This is a genomic window from Asaia sp. VD9, assembly GCF_037150015.1.
GTDB lineage: Bacteria > Pseudomonadota > Alphaproteobacteria > Acetobacterales > Acetobacteraceae > Asaia.
Genome location: NZ_JBBCQM010000002.1, coordinates 80,054 through 98,258, shown reverse-complemented (window position 1 = coordinate 98,258; position 18,205 = coordinate 80,054). Strand labels below are relative to the sequence as shown.

Annotated in this window: 13 protein-coding genes and 1 tRNA gene; 5 read left to right on the top strand and 9 right to left on the bottom strand. The window is 60.4% G+C overall.

What is annotated here, in order from left to right; all coding sequences use genetic code 11:
• Nucleotides 1–87 precede the first annotated feature (87 nt).
• A complete protein-coding gene (gene rpoH / locus WFJ47_RS02835; RefSeq protein ID WP_127100651.1) occupies nt 88–1,002 on the top strand; it encodes an RNA polymerase sigma factor RpoH in 915 nt (304 codons plus the stop codon).
• 130 nt (nt 1,003–1,132) lie between these two features.
• Here the strand turns inward: rpoH and WFJ47_RS02830 are convergent, their stop codons facing one another.
• Complete coding sequence (locus tag WFJ47_RS02830) at nt 1,133–3,784, bottom strand: Hint domain-containing protein (RefSeq protein WP_336760766.1); 2,652 nt, start codon at nt 3,782–3,784, stop codon at nt 1,133–1,135.
• A 620-nt stretch (nt 3,785–4,404) separates the two neighbouring features.
• Here WFJ47_RS02830 and WFJ47_RS02825 point away from each other — a divergent pair.
• Nucleotides 4,405–5,073, top strand: a complete 669-nt coding sequence (locus WFJ47_RS02825; protein ID WP_336760764.1) for a CPBP family intramembrane glutamic endopeptidase — start codon at nt 4,405–4,407, stop codon at nt 5,071–5,073.
• Between the two features lie 63 nt (nt 5,074–5,136).
• Here WFJ47_RS02825 and WFJ47_RS02820 read toward each other — a convergent pair whose 3' ends face one another.
• Nucleotides 5,137–6,024, bottom strand: a complete 888-nt coding sequence (locus tag WFJ47_RS02820) for an NAD(P)-dependent oxidoreductase (protein WP_336760762.1) — start codon at nt 6,022–6,024, stop codon at nt 5,137–5,139.
• A gap of 121 nt (nt 6,025–6,145) precedes the next feature.
• Between WFJ47_RS02820 and WFJ47_RS02815 the strand changes: the two genes are divergently transcribed.
• Nucleotides 6,146–6,913: a helix-turn-helix domain-containing protein gene (locus WFJ47_RS02815; protein WP_127100657.1), complete on the top strand. Its 768-nt coding sequence runs from the start codon at nt 6,146–6,148 to the stop codon at nt 6,911–6,913.
• Nucleotides 6,914–6,943: 30 nt separating this feature from the next.
• Here WFJ47_RS02815 and WFJ47_RS02810 read toward each other — a convergent pair whose 3' ends face one another.
• A complete protein-coding gene (locus WFJ47_RS02810) occupies nt 6,944–8,377 on the bottom strand; it encodes a sugar porter family MFS transporter (RefSeq protein WP_336760759.1) in 1,434 nt (477 codons plus the stop codon).
• A 499-nt stretch (nt 8,378–8,876) separates the two neighbouring features.
• Between WFJ47_RS02810 and WFJ47_RS02805 the strand changes: the two genes are divergently transcribed.
• The gene (locus tag WFJ47_RS02805; RefSeq protein WP_336760758.1) at nt 8,877–9,662 is read left to right on the top strand and encodes a hypothetical protein; all 786 of its coding nucleotides are present in this window, start codon (nt 8,877–8,879) and stop codon (nt 9,660–9,662) included.
• Nucleotides 9,663–9,754: 92 nt separating this feature from the next.
• Here WFJ47_RS02805 and WFJ47_RS02800 read toward each other — a convergent pair whose 3' ends face one another.
• Nucleotides 9,755–11,122, bottom strand: a complete 1,368-nt coding sequence (locus tag WFJ47_RS02800) for a Hint domain-containing protein (protein ID WP_336760756.1) — start codon at nt 11,120–11,122, stop codon at nt 9,755–9,757.
• Nucleotides 11,123–11,393: 271 nt separating this feature from the next.
• Here WFJ47_RS02800 and WFJ47_RS02795 point away from each other — a divergent pair, with 271 nt between their 5' ends.
• The gene (locus WFJ47_RS02795; protein ID WP_336760754.1) at nt 11,394–12,356 is read left to right on the top strand and encodes a GlxA family transcriptional regulator; all 963 of its coding nucleotides are present in this window, start codon (nt 11,394–11,396) and stop codon (nt 12,354–12,356) included.
• Between the two features lie 57 nt (nt 12,357–12,413).
• On the opposite strand, the gene WFJ47_RS02790 is transcribed toward WFJ47_RS02795, so the two are convergent.
• The 5 genes from WFJ47_RS02790 to WFJ47_RS02770 form a co-directional block, all read right to left on the bottom strand.
• Nucleotides 12,414–13,703 (bottom strand): adenylosuccinate synthase, encoded by a 1,290-nt coding sequence (locus tag WFJ47_RS02790; protein ID WP_336760753.1) that lies wholly within the window; start codon nt 13,701–13,703, stop codon nt 12,414–12,416.
• 12 nt (nt 13,704–13,715) lie between these two features.
• Complete coding sequence (locus WFJ47_RS02785; RefSeq protein WP_127100669.1) at nt 13,716–14,861, bottom strand: ATP phosphoribosyltransferase regulatory subunit; 1,146 nt, start codon at nt 14,859–14,861, stop codon at nt 13,716–13,718.
• Entirely contained in the window at nt 14,858–16,018 is a 1,161-nt protein-coding gene (locus tag WFJ47_RS02780) for a phosphoserine transaminase (protein ID WP_336760751.1), read from the bottom strand. Before WFJ47_RS02780 ends, WFJ47_RS02785 begins: the two co-directional genes overlap by 4 nt.
• Nucleotides 16,019–16,120: 102 nt before the next feature.
• Nucleotides 16,121–16,204: transfer RNA gene (locus WFJ47_RS02775), tRNA-Leu, on the bottom strand.
• 63 nt (nt 16,205–16,267) lie between these two features.
• The gene (locus WFJ47_RS02770) at nt 16,268–18,109 is read right to left on the bottom strand and encodes a bifunctional diguanylate cyclase/phosphodiesterase (RefSeq protein ID WP_336760749.1); all 1,842 of its coding nucleotides are present in this window, start codon (nt 18,107–18,109) and stop codon (nt 16,268–16,270) included.
• Nucleotides 18,110–18,205: the final 96 nt, after the last annotated feature.

The following is an 18,205-nucleotide window of genomic DNA, read 5'->3' as shown; positions in this document are numbered from 1 at the left end:
AAGCGTCACCCGGTGTCGGGAACCCTGACGGGGTCATCCCCGTAGATAAGGTTCCTCTCTGCACCGGGCGAAAGGAGTTGCAGCCCAATGGCCTCTTCCGCCGTGTTGTCTCTTGGTCCTGAAAACAATCTTACCCGTTACCTTCAGGACATCCGCAAATTCCCTATCCTGACACCGCAGGAAGAAGGTGAACTCGCTCGCCGCTGGCGTGACCGTCAGGATGACGCCGCAGCCCACAAGCTGGTCACCTCCCATCTGCGCCTCGTCGCCAAGATTGCCATGGGCTATCGTGGCTACGGCCTGCCGCTGAATGAGCTAATCAGCGAGGGCAATATCGGCATGATGCAGGCTGTCAAACGCTTCGATCCTGACCGTGGCTTCCGACTGGCTACTTATGCCATGTGGTGGATCCGTGCCGCGATGCAAGAGTACATCCTGCATAGCTGGTCGCTCGTCAAAATGGGCACCACCGCGTCGCAGAAAAAGCTCTTTTTCAATCTGCGTCGCCTGAAGGGCCAGATGCAGGCGATTGACGATGGCGATCTGAAGCCGGAGCAGGTCGACAAGATTGCGACCACGCTGGGCGTACCCGAGCAGGACGTGGTCTCGATGAACCAGCGCCTTTCCGCACCAGATCACAGTCTGAATGCGCCTCTGCGCAGTGACAGCGAGGGCGAATGGCAGGACTGGCTGGTCGATGATCAGGAGAGCCAGGAAACAACGCTGGGCGAGGCTGAGGAAATGAGTGGCCGCCAGGCGCTCCTGACCGAAGCTATGAAATCGCTCAATGAGCGTGAGCGCCACATCCTGACCGAGCGACGCCTGAAGGACGAGCCTTCCACCCTGGAAGAGCTCTCCCATGAATACGGTGTCTCGCGCGAGCGTATCCGGCAAATCGAGGCCCGTGCTTTTGAGAAGCTGCAGAAAGCCATGGCTGCCGAGGTCGAATTGCGGCGCAAGCAGGATGAAGGTATTTCCCTGCACCACCACATCCAGTCCTGATGGGCTGGCCGGGAAGGCGAAACTCCGGGGGAACGTCCCCTGTTTCCCTTCTCATCGTCCTGAGGTCTCGTTTTCAGCCCCAAGTGCCGTGTGAGGCCCCCACCGGATCGCGGGGGCCTTTCGGGGCCGTTTAGGCGGCTACGACCCTCTCCGCTTGCAGGTGCACGACATCCTCATCGGGGCAATACGGCCCTGCCGCCAGGATTTCGATCGTCAGTACGCTCTCTGACGTCGAGGCTGTGTCACCCAGGGTAAGGGTGGCGTTCCCATCGGTCCAGCGCCCGATTTCCGCTCCTTCGTGCCAGCCCAATTCACGCGAGGCGCTCGTATGGGTAGTAATCACACCGTGCCCTGACGCCGTGAAGTGATTGACTGCGCCCACCATGACGCCGAGACGGCGGCGATCATCCACATAGGGTCCAATCATGTCGCAGGGACGTGCCGTGCGTGACGCGATTCTGACCTCGGACAGACCCGCAGGCAGCTGGAACACGTAGTTACTGCCTGTCCTGCGTGTTGGGCTGAGTGTCGCACCACTCGGACAGACAAGCTTCAGATCGGGATCATGCATGACCGATATGTTCTGACGGGGCGCCTGCTCTCCGGCAAAACGACGATGCAGGGCCTCGGCGAAATCGCGATCGACGCAGAGCGGCAGCGCCCGCTCCGGCAAAGCGCCATGGCGAAGGATGGAGACATTCCCCCGGGCGGTCAGTCCGTCGCGGTTACCAGTATCGAGATAGCTTTCCGCCGGGGTATTCTCGGCCAGAAGGATCGCATGGTCAGCCAGCTCGATATGGAAATACTCGTAGCTCTGGATCGCCTTGTCGTAGAAAATCGTTCGCCCGTTGACCAGCATGCGGATCGGCAGCAGACGCCCCTCGAACGCAAAGCAATGCTCAGGCGTCACCAGCAGATCACGCGAAGGAATGCCGGGCTCGAAGGCATCAGCCAGGATGCGCACCGGATATCCGGCGAGGTCGTCCGGCTGATAGGGCTCAAGACGGTTGAAGCGGCTGCCGATCCAGAGGATAGGGCGATAGAGGATCTCTCCGTCCACCACGCACGCCACTGCCTCGCCGATCTCGAGTTCCTCCACACGGACCTCGCCGCGCGCTGTCAGGATATGCGTGCCTTTCACGAAGCACACCTCGGTAACAGCCTTGTTGACCACAAGATGCCCGCCCGTTCCGACTGAGGGATCGAGCACGACTGAACTCGTATAGGCCGAGACATTGCCCCCGGAACCGACCTGCGGGCTGATCAGCGAGCCGCCAGCCTGAACCGTCGCGAGATCGACGTTGTAGCCATTATTGTAATAGAGGTCGCTCACGGAGCTGCCACCCGCGAGAACATTGACCGGTACCGAGTTGAACATATTGCCACTCGTGATGCCCCCGGCGCTGACATACACCGCGCCATTCCCGACATAGGAGCTCAGCAGCGTTCCACCATTCTGCACATACACTGTGTTGGAGATACCCGAGAGGCCGCTCGCAACCGCGCCACTCATGATCGTCAGGACAGCACCCGTGCCGAGCGTTGCCGGTGCCTGCACGATGGTTGCCCCACTCTGATACACTGTGGTGCTTCCCGATCTGACTGCGCTCCACGTACCATTGAGAACGGTTCCTGTTCCTGTGGGCGGGGTCGTCGGCGGGGTGATCGTGCCCCCCATCGAGGTGTAGGTCTCGAGATAGGTATTCGCCTCGGCATGCAGATCGGACAGATTGACGCCGGAACCGATATAGGCCGATCCGCCCGAGGTGATATCGAGACCATTCACCGTCGCGCCCGTTGCGGCGCTGATCATGGTGTTATTGTTGACCGTCGCATTGGTGATCGTGGCACCGCTGCCTACCGTTACGGATTGGACCGCATAATTGTACCAAGAATAGCTGTCATCCGTGGAGGTTGCGCCGGGATTGAGGGTAACTGCACATCCATCGAAGCGGTTGTCGCTCACAGAGGCCCCGCTATTGACGCGCACATAGGTGCGCGTCACGTGGGAGTCGGTGAGCGCGCCCCCTGCATAGATGCTGATCGTGGGGATGGAGCCCTCGATGCACCCAAGCCCGGTCACCGTGGCACCTGACATGATATAAAGGGTCGCAGCGTTGAGAATGACCGGTCCGCTGACGGTCATCGTCGTGTTCTTGTAGACCGTCTGCCCCCCGACATTGACTGCAGACCACGTGCCGGTGAGCACCGCGCCATTACGGATATTGTCGCCATTGCCCATATAGCCGGAATAGACCATCCCGCCATTGCTGATATAACCACCGCTGACAGCGCTGGTGCCCGGCGCACTTGTCTGGATCATGGCTGACCCGCCACTGGTCGCCAGAATGCCCGAGGCAGTCGCCCCGGCCCAGACATTGAGGGTGACGCCCGACATGACCGTCGCCCCCAGAATCGTCCCGCCACTGCTGACATAATTCGTGACAGCGCCGGAGGAGGCGAAAAATGTGTCATTGACCGAACTGGCCCCGGTGCTGACGGTCAGAGAGACACCGTTGAAGGCATTCGCACTGGTGATACCACCCGCCGATACACGCACCACACCCGCATTCAGTTCGGCGCCAGACAGAACGCCACCGTTGAAAAGGGTCACGGTCAGATTTGTGCCGCTCAGCCCTGTGACGACAGCACCACTCGAAATCGAGAGATAGGTTCCGTTCGAAAAGGATTGCGGCGGCTCTACGGTGACCGTACCGCTCTGATAGACGGTTTTTCCGTCAACATTCCTTGCAACCCAGCTTCCTGACAGCGGCGTAGCCATCCCTCGTTCCTTTCCGGCGATCCCCAGGATCCCCGATGCCTCCCCTCCGCATGGCTGAAGAAGAGAATCCCATCCGATAAAATCTGCGGCTTTCGAAAGCGGCGTCTATCGCCCTGCCGATAACCCTCGCGGAAAGGAAATAACGCCTTACGAGGACACGTATCAATGTGAACAATATTTCAAATGAACAAACAGAAGAAATACTCCGTCGCATTCATGAAGTATGACGAAATAGTAGATATTCGTACAATCATAAAATTCTCAAATATACTATATGTGGTTATAAGACTGTCATTTTGAGATACATTGCCATCAACGACAGAAAAACGTATTTCCCTTCCTAACATTCGCGATTCCATTATCCCGACTCACCAACCATTGCGGCACATCTTGGGCCACGCCACGCGCAACAATATTTCTAGCGACGCTCACATATTAAGTTTACCTCTTGAATTAAAGCACTGTCCTGACGCTTTGGGCGGCGCATCTGCCAGGGAAGGCGCCTGTACTGGGAGGAAAAGTGACCCCTTTCGATCCTCTCATCGGTCCTGAACGGCCTGAACCAACAGCCTGTTGCCGCATTGAACCGAGGGCGCCGATTCCACAAAGCAGGAGATTTCATGACGCATCATGGCATCCCCCCGGAGACCGGACCGGCTCGTTCCCGCTGGGGCACGATGCGTCTGGGCGCTGAATTCATGCTCCTGTTTGGGGGAACACCCTTGCTCATCCTGTCTCTGCGCAGGGCGATGGTACTCTTTATCTTCCTCTGGGTGGCCGCTCTGCTGGCGACTTGGTGGATGCGTGGTACCCGCGCCCGGCCGCATCATCGAAAGCGTGAGATCGCAGTCGTGTTCGGGCGGTTTCTGGTACTCGGATCGGGTCTGGCCCTTCTGTGCTGGCAACTCGCACCGGAGCATTTCCTGGACCTGCCCCGCCATCGGCCTGGTTTCTGGCTCCTTCTGATGCTGCTCTACCCTCTGCTGTCGGTCTGGCCGCAGGAGGTGCTCTACCGTCAGTTTCTCTTCACACGCTACGCAGCCCTTCTGGAAACACCATTACGGCGTATCACGGCCAGCGCGATCGCCTTCGGGTTTGCCCATGTCATCTTTCTGAACTGGATCGCCGTCGCCTTGACTGTGGCAGGCGGCGTCCTGTTCGCTCGCGATTACGAGCGCCATCGCTCGCTGCGCCTTTCCTGCCTGGAACATAGTCTCTTTGGCTGCCTCATTTTCACGCTCGGGCTGGGCCACTATTTCTATACAGGCGCAGCATGGCATCATGAATGACCCCACGCACAGGAGCGCATGAGGGGCTGCAACAAGAGACCGCGCCTGTGATCGCATCCCGGCTCAGCGCGGTTTCAGCCCGGCCTCCTGGCGCACCCTCTCCTGGAGCACCACAAAGTCGCGCTCTGAATCCCCCGCAGCGATAGAGGCCAGAAGCCGATCACGCGCGACCGACGCGAATGGCAAGGGAACTCTCTGCTCGCTTCCAGCCGCCAGGAACATCGCAACATCCTTGAGTCCGAGCGTGACAGGGGCACCGGGTTGATCGTAGTCCTGCGCCACCATCAGCTTTCCATAGTTGCGATGCACGGGTGCGGTATAGAAGCTGTTGGTCATGATCTCGAACATCAGGGCGGGATCAGTGCCCAGCTTCTCATTGATCGTGAAGACCTCAGCCATTTGCTCGATCGTGGAGTAGATCATGAAATTGAGGGAGAGTTTCACCAGATTGGCCTGCACCGGATCCGATCCGGCTATGAAGACCTTCTGCCCCAGACACGCGAGCAAAGGCATCGCCCGCTCGATCTGTAAAGCCTCGCCTGAGGCGATCACGTATAGCGAGCCGTCCTGCGCGGCTGGCGGACGGCCCAGCACATTGGCCGTGACATAGGCCTGACCGCGCTCGGCGTGACCGTCGCGCAACCTGCGTGCCTGCTCGAGCGAAAGCGTGCTGCAGCAGATATGCAACCCGCCATCGCGCAGCCCCTCGGCGATACCCTGTGCGCCAAAGCTCGCGGACTCGGTCGTCGCATCGTCGAACAGCATGGAAAAGACAATGTCGGAACGACTTGCGAGTTGAGCCGGGGTTTCAGCCACGAATGCGCCTGATTGCTCGAGCAGGTCGGCCTTGGCCCGCGTGCGGTTCCAGACGGTCAGAGTATGCCCTGCTTTCTGCAGGCGCAGGGCCATGGCCTGTCCCATGGCGCCCAGACCGACAAATCCGATATCCATTCTCTTACTCCCTCTGCCTGCACTTCTTCAAATCCGGAGCGCCTGACAGGTTTTAACGCGGGAGCATTTGGCGTTCCGCCGCTTCTGCGCCATAAAATGACTCATGCGCGCCAGACCCTGCATGACCCCGGATGAAGCCGATGACGAGAGGGACGCTGCGTTCTGGCTCCTTGGCGGATCCATGGCCCAGCTCACGCGCCGGATTGCCGAGCGCCATCACCATGCGCGCGGACAGATCTTTGGTATCCGGTCCGGCCTTATGGGGCTCCGGACCGAGCGGGCCTACTGGCTGATCGGCCCTGGCCAGTTCCTCTGGCTTCCCCCTTACCTCGCGCATGAAGCGCGCTCACACGGTGCAGTAGAGGGGTGGAGCCTCTACCTTAGCCGCGTGCGTTGCGCGCTGCTTCCCCACACGCCCTTCATGGCGCAGGGTACCGCACTCCTGAACGCACAGGCTGAGAGACTGGCGCGGGATGCGACCCAGAGCCCCGTTTCCGACAGAACGGCGCGCCTCGCCGAGACGCTCTGGGACGAGTTCATCGCTCTGCCGCGTCACGAGACCTGTCTGCCCCTGCCCAGCGATGAACGTCTCAAGCGGGTCACGACGGCTCTGTCGCATGACCCTTCGGATAAGCGTGAACAGGCGGAGTGGGCCAATCTGGCGGGAATGTCGCCACGCTCTTTCGTGCGGCATTTCAGCCAGGATACCGGCCTCGCTTTCGGTGCCTGGCGGCAAAGGCTGCGTATCCTGAATGCGCGGGAGCGTCTGGCGCGAGGCGAGCGCGTGACCCACGTTGCGCTCTCGGTGGGCTATGAGAGCCAGGGTGCCTTTACCGCCGCCTTCAAGGCCCTGACAGGCGTGAGTCCAGGGCGGTATTCGCGCCCCTGACCCTTATCATGTAGCCAATTCGCCACGACCTCAGCCATGGGAGAGAAAATCACCTTCATGCAGGCTGCGCTCGATCGCCTCCAGCGAACGTCCCCTCGTTTCCGGTACGCATTTGCGGATAAATACCCAGCCAAGGCTGGTCATACCTGCGAAGAGAATGAAGGTGCCGGACACGCCAATCAGGGAAATGATCGACAGGGTCACGAGCGAAATCAGCAGATCGAAGGACCAGTGGGAAATCGTAACCAGCCCCATGCCTTTGCCGCGCACCGAGAGAGGGAACACCTCCGCCCCAACCAGCCAGAGTGAGGCATTGATGCTGCCCAGCGTGCACAGCACATAGACCAGCAATCCGCCGACGGCGAAGAACTTGCCCATACCCTGAGGATCCCCGCCGAAAAAGACGAAGGCCAGTACGAGAAGCGCCAGAATGGAGCCGGGCAGAACACGCAGCATCAGGCGGCGGCGCCCCCAGTGATCGACCGCCCAGAAACCGAAAACTGTCGCGATGGTAATCGTCACGCCGATGGCGATGGAAATCAGCAAGGCCGAATTGCGATCAAACCCGGCCCCGGAGAGAATGGTAGGCGCGTAGGTCAGGACGGCGTTCGTCCCGGTGATCTGGCTGAACATGGCCAGGCCAGTACCTGCAATCAGGGCGGGCCTGAGCTTGCGTGAAAAAAGCAGACGCCAACTGCCCGTCTCACCCGCCGCCCCCTGAATATCGCGCATTTCGGCTTCGGGGTCCTCATCAGGACCGCGCAGGGAAAGCAGGATGGCGCGTGCGCGCTCGACATGCCCCCTGGACGCCAGAAAGCGCGGACTTTCGGGAAGAAAGATCAGGCCGATGAGCAACATCAGTGCCGGGACGGCCCCTAACAGAAACATCATGCGCCAATCCCCGCCCCGGCTGAAAAGACGGATGAGCAGGGGATCGTCGCTGAGCGCCCATCCAACGAGAGATGACGCCAGCACGCCCCCCACGATGGCGAGCTGAAACAGAAGCACCAGTCGGCCGCGTCGCGAGGCGGGCGCCAGTTCGGCGATGTAGACAGGCACGATCTGACTCGCCCCGCCTACGGCCAACCCAAGCACGATACGGGTCAGGGTCAGCTCCGTAGGAGACTGTGCAAGCGCCGACCCCACAGAGCCCAGAAGAAACAACGCACCGGCGAGAGCAACGACAGGACGACGCCCCCACCGGTCGGAGAGCGGCCCCGCCCCCATACAGCCGAGCAGAGCACCCGCTACCATGCCTGCCGCGATCGCCTGCTTGCCCAGCGTGCCGAGTGAAAAGCTGTCTCCCAGCGTCAGCAGCGCTGCCGAGATGATCCCCTGATCATAACCGAAGAGCACACCGGCAAGCCCCGCCACACAGGAGGCGATGAAGACACGCCGGCGTCCGTTGCCGGCAGGACCGGGGGAGCCGGTAGGGTCTGAAAATGACGGGACGGCGGACTGCATGATCTCTCCTGTCGCTTCGGCCGCCTTTACGCGGCATTACAGGAAAGTAAGAAAGAGAATCTTTCATTTCGAAAGACAAGTTTTCGTGTTGAAGCCTCCCTGCACGACAAGCCGATACGGTGCGGCAATGAGGCATCATCTACACAGGCCTCAGATCATCTTTGCGTGTGTTCTCCATCATTCCCTGTCCAGTGCCTCGGCGGCAGCCGACGCGAGAATATGGGGATGTCGACCAGCAATGAGCGCTGCGAGACCCTTTTCCGGGCCGCTTGCATAAATCAGCGCGCATCGATCCGTAGCGGCACATCGCAAGCCATGAAATTTTGTTCATTCATAGTGAATACTATTCACTATGAGAACAAATAATAAAAACCTAGCTAGATACGCGAGTATACGGTCTTTTTATTACTGCGTTCAATGTATGAACAAACAAATGTGCCAAGGTCACACTGACAGGCCGGACAACTCACCGATAAAGTAAGATAAAGGATATAATGCGATGAGAGAAGTATTCCTCGCAGGACTTCTGGCTGTCTTTGGCAATGCCACGGCTTTCGCTGCGTCGACCGATGCCGGTCTTGCCCCCAACGCGACACTGCATACGCGGCCGGACCTTCAGCAATCCGCACGCGCGCCGACACCGGAAAAATCGCAGATGGTGACACCCGGGCCGCTGACGCATCTCTATCTCTCGGCACGCCTGCTTGGCAGCTTTGACTCGATCACGGCGATGGATACCAGTCTCCGCCCCGGCATTGGCGCCTTCGTCAAAGGGCGCGAGACCGCGAACCTTCCCTCCGGGTCCTTCGCCTTTGGCGAGCGACTGACACCGAGCTGGCGCGTTGAAGCCGAGTACGTGATCCCCCGCAAGACCAGCTATACGAGTGGTTCAACGCGCTTCCCGACCAGCCTCAATCATTTTTCGAACAAGGTTCAGCGCGCGACGGTCAATATCTATCGCGATATTGCGCTGACGGAGCGCAGTTCCGTATTTCTGATGGCAGGAGGCGGTGTAGCAATTGCGCGATCCACCGGCTGGCAGGGCAATGATGCCCGCGTATTCCTACCCAACACCAATACAAATCTCATGTACATGGTCGGGACCGGTTTATCCCAGCGCCTGGGAGGACGCCACACGCTGGATCTCGGTTATCGTTTTGCGGATATTGGCAACGTCCATACCAGCATGAACGGCTTCGGCAATGCCCGCAACCTGCAAGACGAGCAGCTCAAGGGCCATCTCTACGCGCATGAGGTCTTGCTCGGATATCGTCTCGATATCTGATATGCCGGTCATGAGTTAAACGAGGGGCAGGCCATGTTGCCTGCGCCATCGATAGATGCTGCGGCGTGATCAGGGCGTGGCGCGCGCGGGCTCTATAGCCGGTACGCCTCGCTTCGCACGATACGCACTGCAAGACACGCCTCATTGGCCTGAACAGTTTCAGGCAAGACAAGCTCGGCCGATCCAGCGGTCCAGCGCGTGTCATTCTGTTCGGGGTCATGCCATCCGTTGAGCGAAGGGTCCTGGAAATCGATCTCTCGCGTGGTCCGGCTGTGCATGTCCTGCACCGTGACAGCCCCGATCAGGACTCCGAGGCGTCTCCTGTCATCGATGAAGCGCCCGACCGTATCGCAGGGCCGCCCGGCGCGAGACCGTATGAATACGCGCTCGACGCCCGCGCCCAGACTGAACAGGGCGATCCCTCCCTCCACGGAGATCGGGGCAATTTTCATACCGCAGGGTAGAGCGAGGTGGAGATCCGGATCGTCCGTCATTTGCCCAGCGGAAATGTCACTGATCGCGTCATCCTGCCCCAGCCCAGCAAGCGCGCGATACAAAGGCTCGACAACGGCTCGGTCCGTCACAATAGGCCGCGCTGGATGGAACGGTGCCGTTATCTCGGCCAATGAACCCTGGCGCATCGTGAACCCGGATTCGTTATCACCCGGCAGATAGCTCTCGGTACAGAGATTTTCTGCAAGGATGATCGAATGGGTACGGGTGGCAATATGATAATAATCATACACGGGCCGTCGTCGATCATAGAAGATACTGACCCCATTCACGAGCATCCGGATGGGGATCAGACGATCCCCGACCAGCACGCAATGCTCAGATGTGAGCCAGAGATCCCGACGCGGTGTCCGGGGTCCGAAAGCGTCTGCCCGGATACATACCGGCCACCCTGCCTCGTCTGGCCCCAGCCCCTCTGCGGCATCGACAATGCGACGACTATGCCCGACATAAATCACCTTTCGGAATTCATGTCCGTGATCGCCCATGGTGATCACGGTTTCTCCTGGTGTGATGGTCTCCACAGGTTTGTACCCCTCCCGCGTCAGGATGAGGGAGCCTTTTAGAAAGCAGGGGTCCGGCTTTGGTACGACGGGCTGGGTTATGTGGAAACCCACGGTACCATCATGCTGCCAGCCGATATTGACGATCTTGCCGATTGGGTAGCCGGGCTGACTATAGGATTTGAAATGCATCTGGAAATGCTTGCCGCCCCGTGCCCAGGCCTCGATCGTGACAACGCGTCCGGTTCCATCCTGGACGACATAATCAGCATAGGCACTATCGTCGTCTGCAACGCTGCCGCTCTGCCCCCACTCCACATAAAACCTGCGCGATTCATGCGCGGGTATGAGGTCGGGTGCCTGAAAACGCATCTGATAGGCGCCACCCACGCCTTTTTTCAGATCGTAATCGGTATCGTTGTAGAGCGTAATATAGCCACCCAATCCCATGACGCACCTTCTTCATCACTCTTGGTCAGTCGCAGCGAACGGGCGACGCAAGACACAATCCGGGTCTTTACGATCCAGAAATAACGACTATTGTCTTTTTGGACGAATACCTTACGAGATTGAATGTTCGATCATGATACAGGAACAATGACCGAATTATTTATTGCGTAGTGCCCCAGACAGGCCCAGTCTCCGTTCTTTGTTGCTTGCCTGATACATCGACGGGAATATTGACCACAACGACAGAAATCCCTCATTTTAGGCCATGCGAAAAAAAATCGGCTTCGTCCTCTATCCGGATTTCCAGATCGTCGATGCGACCGGACCCGCTGCTGTCTTTGAGATTGGCGGGGTGATGAGTACCGTCTCGTACGAGATCGCCATGCTTTCTGACCGAGGTGGGCTCGTGCGCTCCTCGTCAGGTATTGCCGTCGAGACCGCATTGCTGGATGCCAGGGAGAGCTTCGACACGCTCATTGTGGTGGGCAGCGCCTATTATCGTGAACGACTGGATAATACCCCCATCGCTGATTTCCTCAGACAGCAGGCACGTCAGACACGGCGCCTGTGTAGCGTCTGCACCGGTGCTTTCTTTCTTGCAGAGGCCGGCCTTCTGGCCGGGCGTCGGGCAACGACCCACTGGCAGGATCTAGGCCATCTGGAAACACGCGCCCCCGATGCCGAAATCGAAAGCGACGCCGTCTATATCCGCGACGGTCAGGTCTGGACGTCAGGGGGTATCACGGCTGGCATCGACATGGCGCTCGCCCTTCTGGCGGAAGATGCCGGTGAGGCGGTGGCCCAAAGTGTCGCCCAGACGATGGTGCTCTATTATCATCGCCCCGGGGGACAATCCCAGATCTCGTCTCTGGTTCAGATTTCCCACGGGACTGACCGGTTTTCCAGCCTCCTCGGCTGGATCCGTGCGCATCTCACCGACGACCTCTCGATCGATGCTCTGGCCACTCGGGCAGGAATGAGCGCGCGTAATTTTTCACGCAGTTTCAAGACCGAAACATCGATGAGCCCAGCCAAGGCCGTAGAGGCCTTGCGCCTGGAGGCCGCTCGTGAGCGGGTCATCAACTCGAAAACACCCATCGAGTTGATTGCCGGGCAGGTCGGATTTGCTGATCCCGAGCGATTGAGACGTGCCTTCAACCGCGCCTATGGGCTTTCTCCGCAGAAAATGCGGCAGAGCATGGGGCATCCTCTGCACCGCCTGGACTGACAGGAAGTCCAGACGTCTACGCAAAAAAAAACGGGCCCGAAGGCCCGTTCTTCCAGCTCAGTCCTCGAAAGGATCGCGCATCAGGATGGTGTCGTCGCGTTCCGGGCTGGTCGAAAGCAGCGTCACAGGAGCTTCGATCAGTTCCTCGATACGGCGGATATACTTGATGGCTGCGGCGGGCAGATCGGCCCAGCTACGCGCCCCAAAGGTCGTTTCCTGCCAGCCAGGCATCGATTCCAGAACCGGTTTCAGACGCGCCTGTGCGGCCGGGCTGGATGGGAAGGAGGTGATGACCTTGCCATCGAGCTCATACCCGACGCAGATCTTCACTTCCTCGAACCCGTCGAGCACATCGAGCTTGGTCAGGGCAATACCGCTGACACCACCAACACGCGCAGCGCGGCGCACCAGTACGGCATCGAACCAGCCGCAACGGCGCGCGCGGCCCGTCACTGTGCCGAATTCGCGCCCACGCTCGCCCAGATCCTGCCCGACCTGATCGAACAGTTCGGACGGGAACGGCCCCTCACCCACGCGGGTGGTGTAGGCCTTGGCAATACCGAGCACGAAACCCACCGTACCGGGACCAACGCCGCTGCCGCTGGCCGCAACCGCCGCAACCGTGTTGGAGCTGGTGACGAAGGGATAGGTGCCGTGATCGACATCGAGCATGACGGCCTGCGCACCCTCGAACAGGATGCGACGACCGGAGCGACGCGCCTCGTCCAGACGTTCCCAGACCGAGCAGGCGAAGGGCAGCACACGCGGGGCCAGCTTCGCCAGATGATCCAGGATTTCCTGCTTCGTGAAAGTCGGCGCGCCGAGACCAGCCAGAAGCGTGTTGTGATGAAGCAGCAGCTCATCAAGCTTCCAGTCTAGCGTTTCGGGCTCCGAAAGATCGCACAGACGAATGGCGCGACGCGCGACCTTGTCCTCATAGGCAGGGCCAATACCGCGCCCCGTGGTGCCGATCTTGCGGTCGCCGCGTGCCGCCTCGCGGGCGCGATCGGTAGCGACATGCAGCGGCAGGATGAGCGGCACGTTATCGGCGACCCACAGCGTCTCGGGATTGACCACCAGACCCTGGGCGGAAACACGGTCGATCTCGGCCAGCAGCGCCTCGGGATCGACCACGACGCCATTACCGATCACGCCCGTCTTGCCGCGAACCAGACCGGAAGGCAGGAGGGAGAGCTTGTAGACCTGATCGCCCACCACGAGTGTATGACCGGCATTATGGCCGCCCTGGAAGCGGACGACGATATCCGCACGGCTGGCCAGCCAGTCCACGATCTTTCCCTTGCCTTCGTCACCCCACTGGGTGCCGATGACGGTGACGTTGGACATGCTCTTTTCCTTTTACAGCGTGATGAGTTCGTCGGCGACGAAAACGAAGGTACAATTCAGGCGCTGCGCTTCGGCAGACAGGTCCTCGACGGGCTCGAGACCGGCCACGGTAGCGTAGCCTTCCTCTCGCAGCCGGGCCGCGCCGGGTGAATCCTGCATCTCGGCGGCAATATAGACGCGTGGACGCAGGATGATGGGACGGGCCGCACGCAGCAGCACCTCGGGACGGAAGGTCAGACCACAGGCCGGTTCCTCTCCCTGCGCCTGGTAACGACCGCCACGCCCCAGTTCTTCGCGCTGGCTCCTGGCAAAGACGGTCATGCAAACACCCGTATGATACTGCCAGCCCCGGAACTCGGCGGGGTCGACCGTCAGACGCAATGCGGGCGCGCGGGAATGGAGCATGCGCACAACGGCCATCAGGCGTTCGGCATGAATACGGATCTCGGGTGGGAGGTCGAGTTTTTCCAACAGCAGCAGCGCCGTTTCGGAAGGCCCGCAAGCCTCGACCAACGCCGTAAGCACCGAGGCGACCGGCCCGCCCAGCTCCGCGACGGCAGCGATATCCTTGCGATCGAGCGCATGAACGAGTTGCGCACGCCGGGTCCCGGTATAGCCCGAAAGCGCCACAAGCGCCTGAACGAGCGCCGGGCAGGAGAGATCGAAGGAATAATCCTCGATCCCGAGCTTTTCGAGAGCCTCGGCCGCAATCAGCACGACTTCGCAATCCGCCTCAACGGAATCGACACCGATCAGCTCGATCCCGGCCTGACTGATCTGGCGTTCGCCTTCGCGCCCGGGACTTCCGACGAGAATGCATGACCCGGCATAGGACAGGCGCAAAGGACGCGATGTGCCAGCCAGCCGCGTGGCGGCGATACGGGCGATCTGGGTGGTCATGTCCGGGCGCAGCGCCATCATACGCCGGGAATCCGGGTCCATCAGACGAAAAGTCTGTTCCTCGAGCGCCTGACCCGCGCCATGGAGCAACGAGGTTTCGAATTCCAGCAAAGGGGGGCGCACCCGCTCATAACCGTGGGCGGCGAACACATCCATGACGGATTCGATTCCCTGCGCCTCGGCCTCGGCCTCGTGCTGCAAAAGGTCGATGAACCCTGAGGGCAAAAGGGCGGTATCGGGCTCGTCGGTCAGTTTCATGCGGCGTATTCCATGCTGACACTCTCATAGGCCCAGTCGAGCCAGGGGAGAAGCGCCTCGATATCCTCAGCCTCGACCGTGGCCCCTCCCCAGATACGCAGACCGGGCGGCGCATCGCGATAGGAGGCGAGGTCGTAACCCGCCCCCTCATCGGCGATGAGCCCTGTCAGGCGCTTGACGATTTTCTGCTGGATTTCGACTTCTTGGGCCGTGAACCAGGGGGTCGTAATACGCAGGCAGATGGACGTGGTCGAACGCTGCGCAGGGTCGCTGGCAAGAAATTCCACCCAGGTGGTGTCTGCCACCCAGCGTGCCACCGCGTCGAAATTGCGGCGCGAACGCTCCTTCAGCGCCTTGAGGCCGCCAATCGCCTCAGCCCAGCGCAACCCGTCCAACGCATCCTCGACACACAGCATCGAGGGGGTGTTGATGGTATCGCCCGAGAAGATGGCGTCTATCAGCCCCTTATTGTTGGTCAGGCGGAAGATCTTGGGCAGGGGGCGTGGCGCAGCCTGTTCCAGACGCGCCACGGCACGGGGGCTGAGGGCGATCATGCCATGCGCGGCTTCACCACCCAGCGCCTTCTGCCACGACCAGGTGACCACATCCAGACGATCCCACGGCAGATCCATCGCAAAGGCGGCCGAGGTAGCATCGCAGATCACGAGCCCCTCATGCTGCGCCGGAATGCTGTCCGGGCCAGGCAGGCACACGCCCGAGGTCGTACCGTTCCAGGTCAGAACCACGTCATGCGACCAGTCGATACGCGTCAGGTCGGGTAGTGCCCCGTAGGGCGCCTCATGGACGGTCAGGTCATCAAGCTTGAGCACATCGCGCAGGTCCTGCGCCCAGAGTCCGGAGAAGCTCTCGAAGGAGAGAACATCGATAGGGCGTTCTCCTGCAAGCGCCCAGAGGATCATCTCCACAGCGCCGGTATCAGAGGCGGGGACGATACCGATCTTCCAATCCGAAGGGGCCTCGAGCAGGGCATGAGACCGATCGATCACGTCTTTCAGCCGAGCCCGCCCCTCAGCCGCGCGATGCGAGCGGCCCAGCAGCGCGCCATCGAGCGCGTTCAGCGTCCAGCCCGGGCGCTTGGCGCAGGGCCCGGAGGAAAAGAACGGACGGGCAGGTTTCTGAACGGGACGTTGGGGCATGATCGGTCCGGCAAACTCCAGGAAAGTTTGCGAGATATGCCGGAGGCAGACCCACAGGCGCAAGTCACGGCCCGGTCACTCACCTGTTTTCAGTGAAAAATCTGGTACGAGAGGGGGGATTCGAACCCCCATGCCTTGCGGCGGTCGATTTTGAGCCGACTACGTCTACCGTTCCGTCACTCTCGCCTGATGGCCGGATTGTTAGCGGGGTTCGATCGAAAAGGCAATTGATACGCGCCGGGGAGCGTTTCAGACCGGGAAGCGACGGCTTCCCGTCAGAAGCCGGGCAAACGCCGTGGAATCGATCGGGGTAGAGAAATGATACCCCTGTCCCGTGGGGCAGTTGATTCGACGCAGCAAGGCGAGTTGATCGTCAGTCTCGATCCCTTCAGCCACAACATCGACAGAGATGGCCTCCCCGAACCGGATGATCGCCTCGACGATGACCTCCATCGAGGGCTCTGCGCAGATACGCCTGATGAAACTGCGATCGATCTTGATGCAGGATACCGGAAAATCGCGCAGGAAGCCGAGCGAAGAATATCCCGTCCCGAAATCATCGAGAATGATCCTGATCCCCGCGCGCTGAAGCTGGGCCAAAGCGCGGTGAATATAGTGCTCGCTGTTCTGGTAGAGCACATGCTCCGTCAGTTCGAGCTCGATCATTCGTGCAGACAGGCCGAAGCGCTCGAGCCGCGCGAGCAGCTTTTCGGCGTAATCGTCCTGCATGAACTCGACCGGAGCGACATTGATCGAAATCGGCGGCGGCATCAGCCCTGTACGGCGCCACAGTGCGATATCCTCGAAAACACGCTCCTGCACGCGCGCGGAGACACGTGAGGCGAGATCGTAATTACGGAAGATCTCTGGAAAGGAGTCCGGGCCGCAATGCAGGTCACCCCGGCCACGCCAGCGCATCAGCGCTTCGGCACCCATCAACTGCCCATCGGTCAGCCTGACCTTGGCCTGATAGGCCGGATAGACGAGATCGTCGCTCAACATCTGCCGGACCACATTGGCCTGAGCGCTGACACCGCCTTCGGGCTTCATGGTCGTCGGATCAAAAAGCCTGAAGCCACCGCGACCATGGGCCTTCACATCCCCCATGGCAATCTGGGCTCCCTGATACAGGCGAGAGAGTACGCGCCCGTCGCGCGGGAACAGCGCGGCACCAATACTCAGACCGAAGGTGATCTGCTGCGCGCCGATTGCAACGGGATGATCCGTGGCGGCCAGAAGAGCCTGGGCCAGATCGGCCAGATTTTCATCCCGCCCGATCCCCGTGAGCAGAGCGGCGAATTCATCATCGCCGCTACGGGCCACGATCCCCCTCCCTGCCACGATATCCGACAGGCATTCGGCGACAATGCACAGGATACGATCGCCTGTCTCACGCCCATAGAGCGTGTTGATGTCACCGAGATAGTCGATATCGAGCAGGAGCAACCAGACGCGCTCGTCGAGCGCCCCCTTCTCGAAAAGAAGAAGCGCCGCCTGCCTGTCGAACGCGGCCCGGTCCGGCAGGCCGGTCAGGGCATCATGGGCCTGTCCGTCGTCTCGTCCATTCTCCGGCTCCGAAGCAAGACCGGCGGGGTGGTCCGCGGGCTCACGCAGAAACGGTGCGGTTTGCTGCAGTCTGGCTTCAGCCTCACTCCGGCCTGGCTCGGTCAGCGAACTGGCCGCCCGCATCAGACCGGGTTCTTCGCCGTCCGGACGCTTTGCCAGCACGCCCAGCGTATGATCCTTGCGCGAACCGGCCTGCATGTCGGTTTCAGGACTGCAATAGAGGAGCCATCCCCCTGTCGCCGGATCCATTTTCTGCCAGTGCAATCGGGCGCGTATATCTCCACGCCCTGGGTGATGCAGGGAAACGGCTTCATGCAGGCAATACGCCATGGGTTCGGGACACCGGCAGGGCAACTGGCCCTCGCCCTCTCCGATCAGATCGGTCCAGGACAGGGTGCCCGCCGTCTCGCACAGACCGGAGAAGCTTCTCCAGCAATGATTGAGATAGGATACCCGGCCATCCGGCTCGACATGGCAGACGAGCAGGGGAAGGGTATCCAGAATACGGCCAGGAAGGCTTGGCATGATACGCTCTCGCGCCTTCCTTTCTATGACGCCGCGCCCCTTTTCCCCGTCGGTGCCGCAGCCGACACAAGGGATGGCATCATGAAGGTTAGCAAC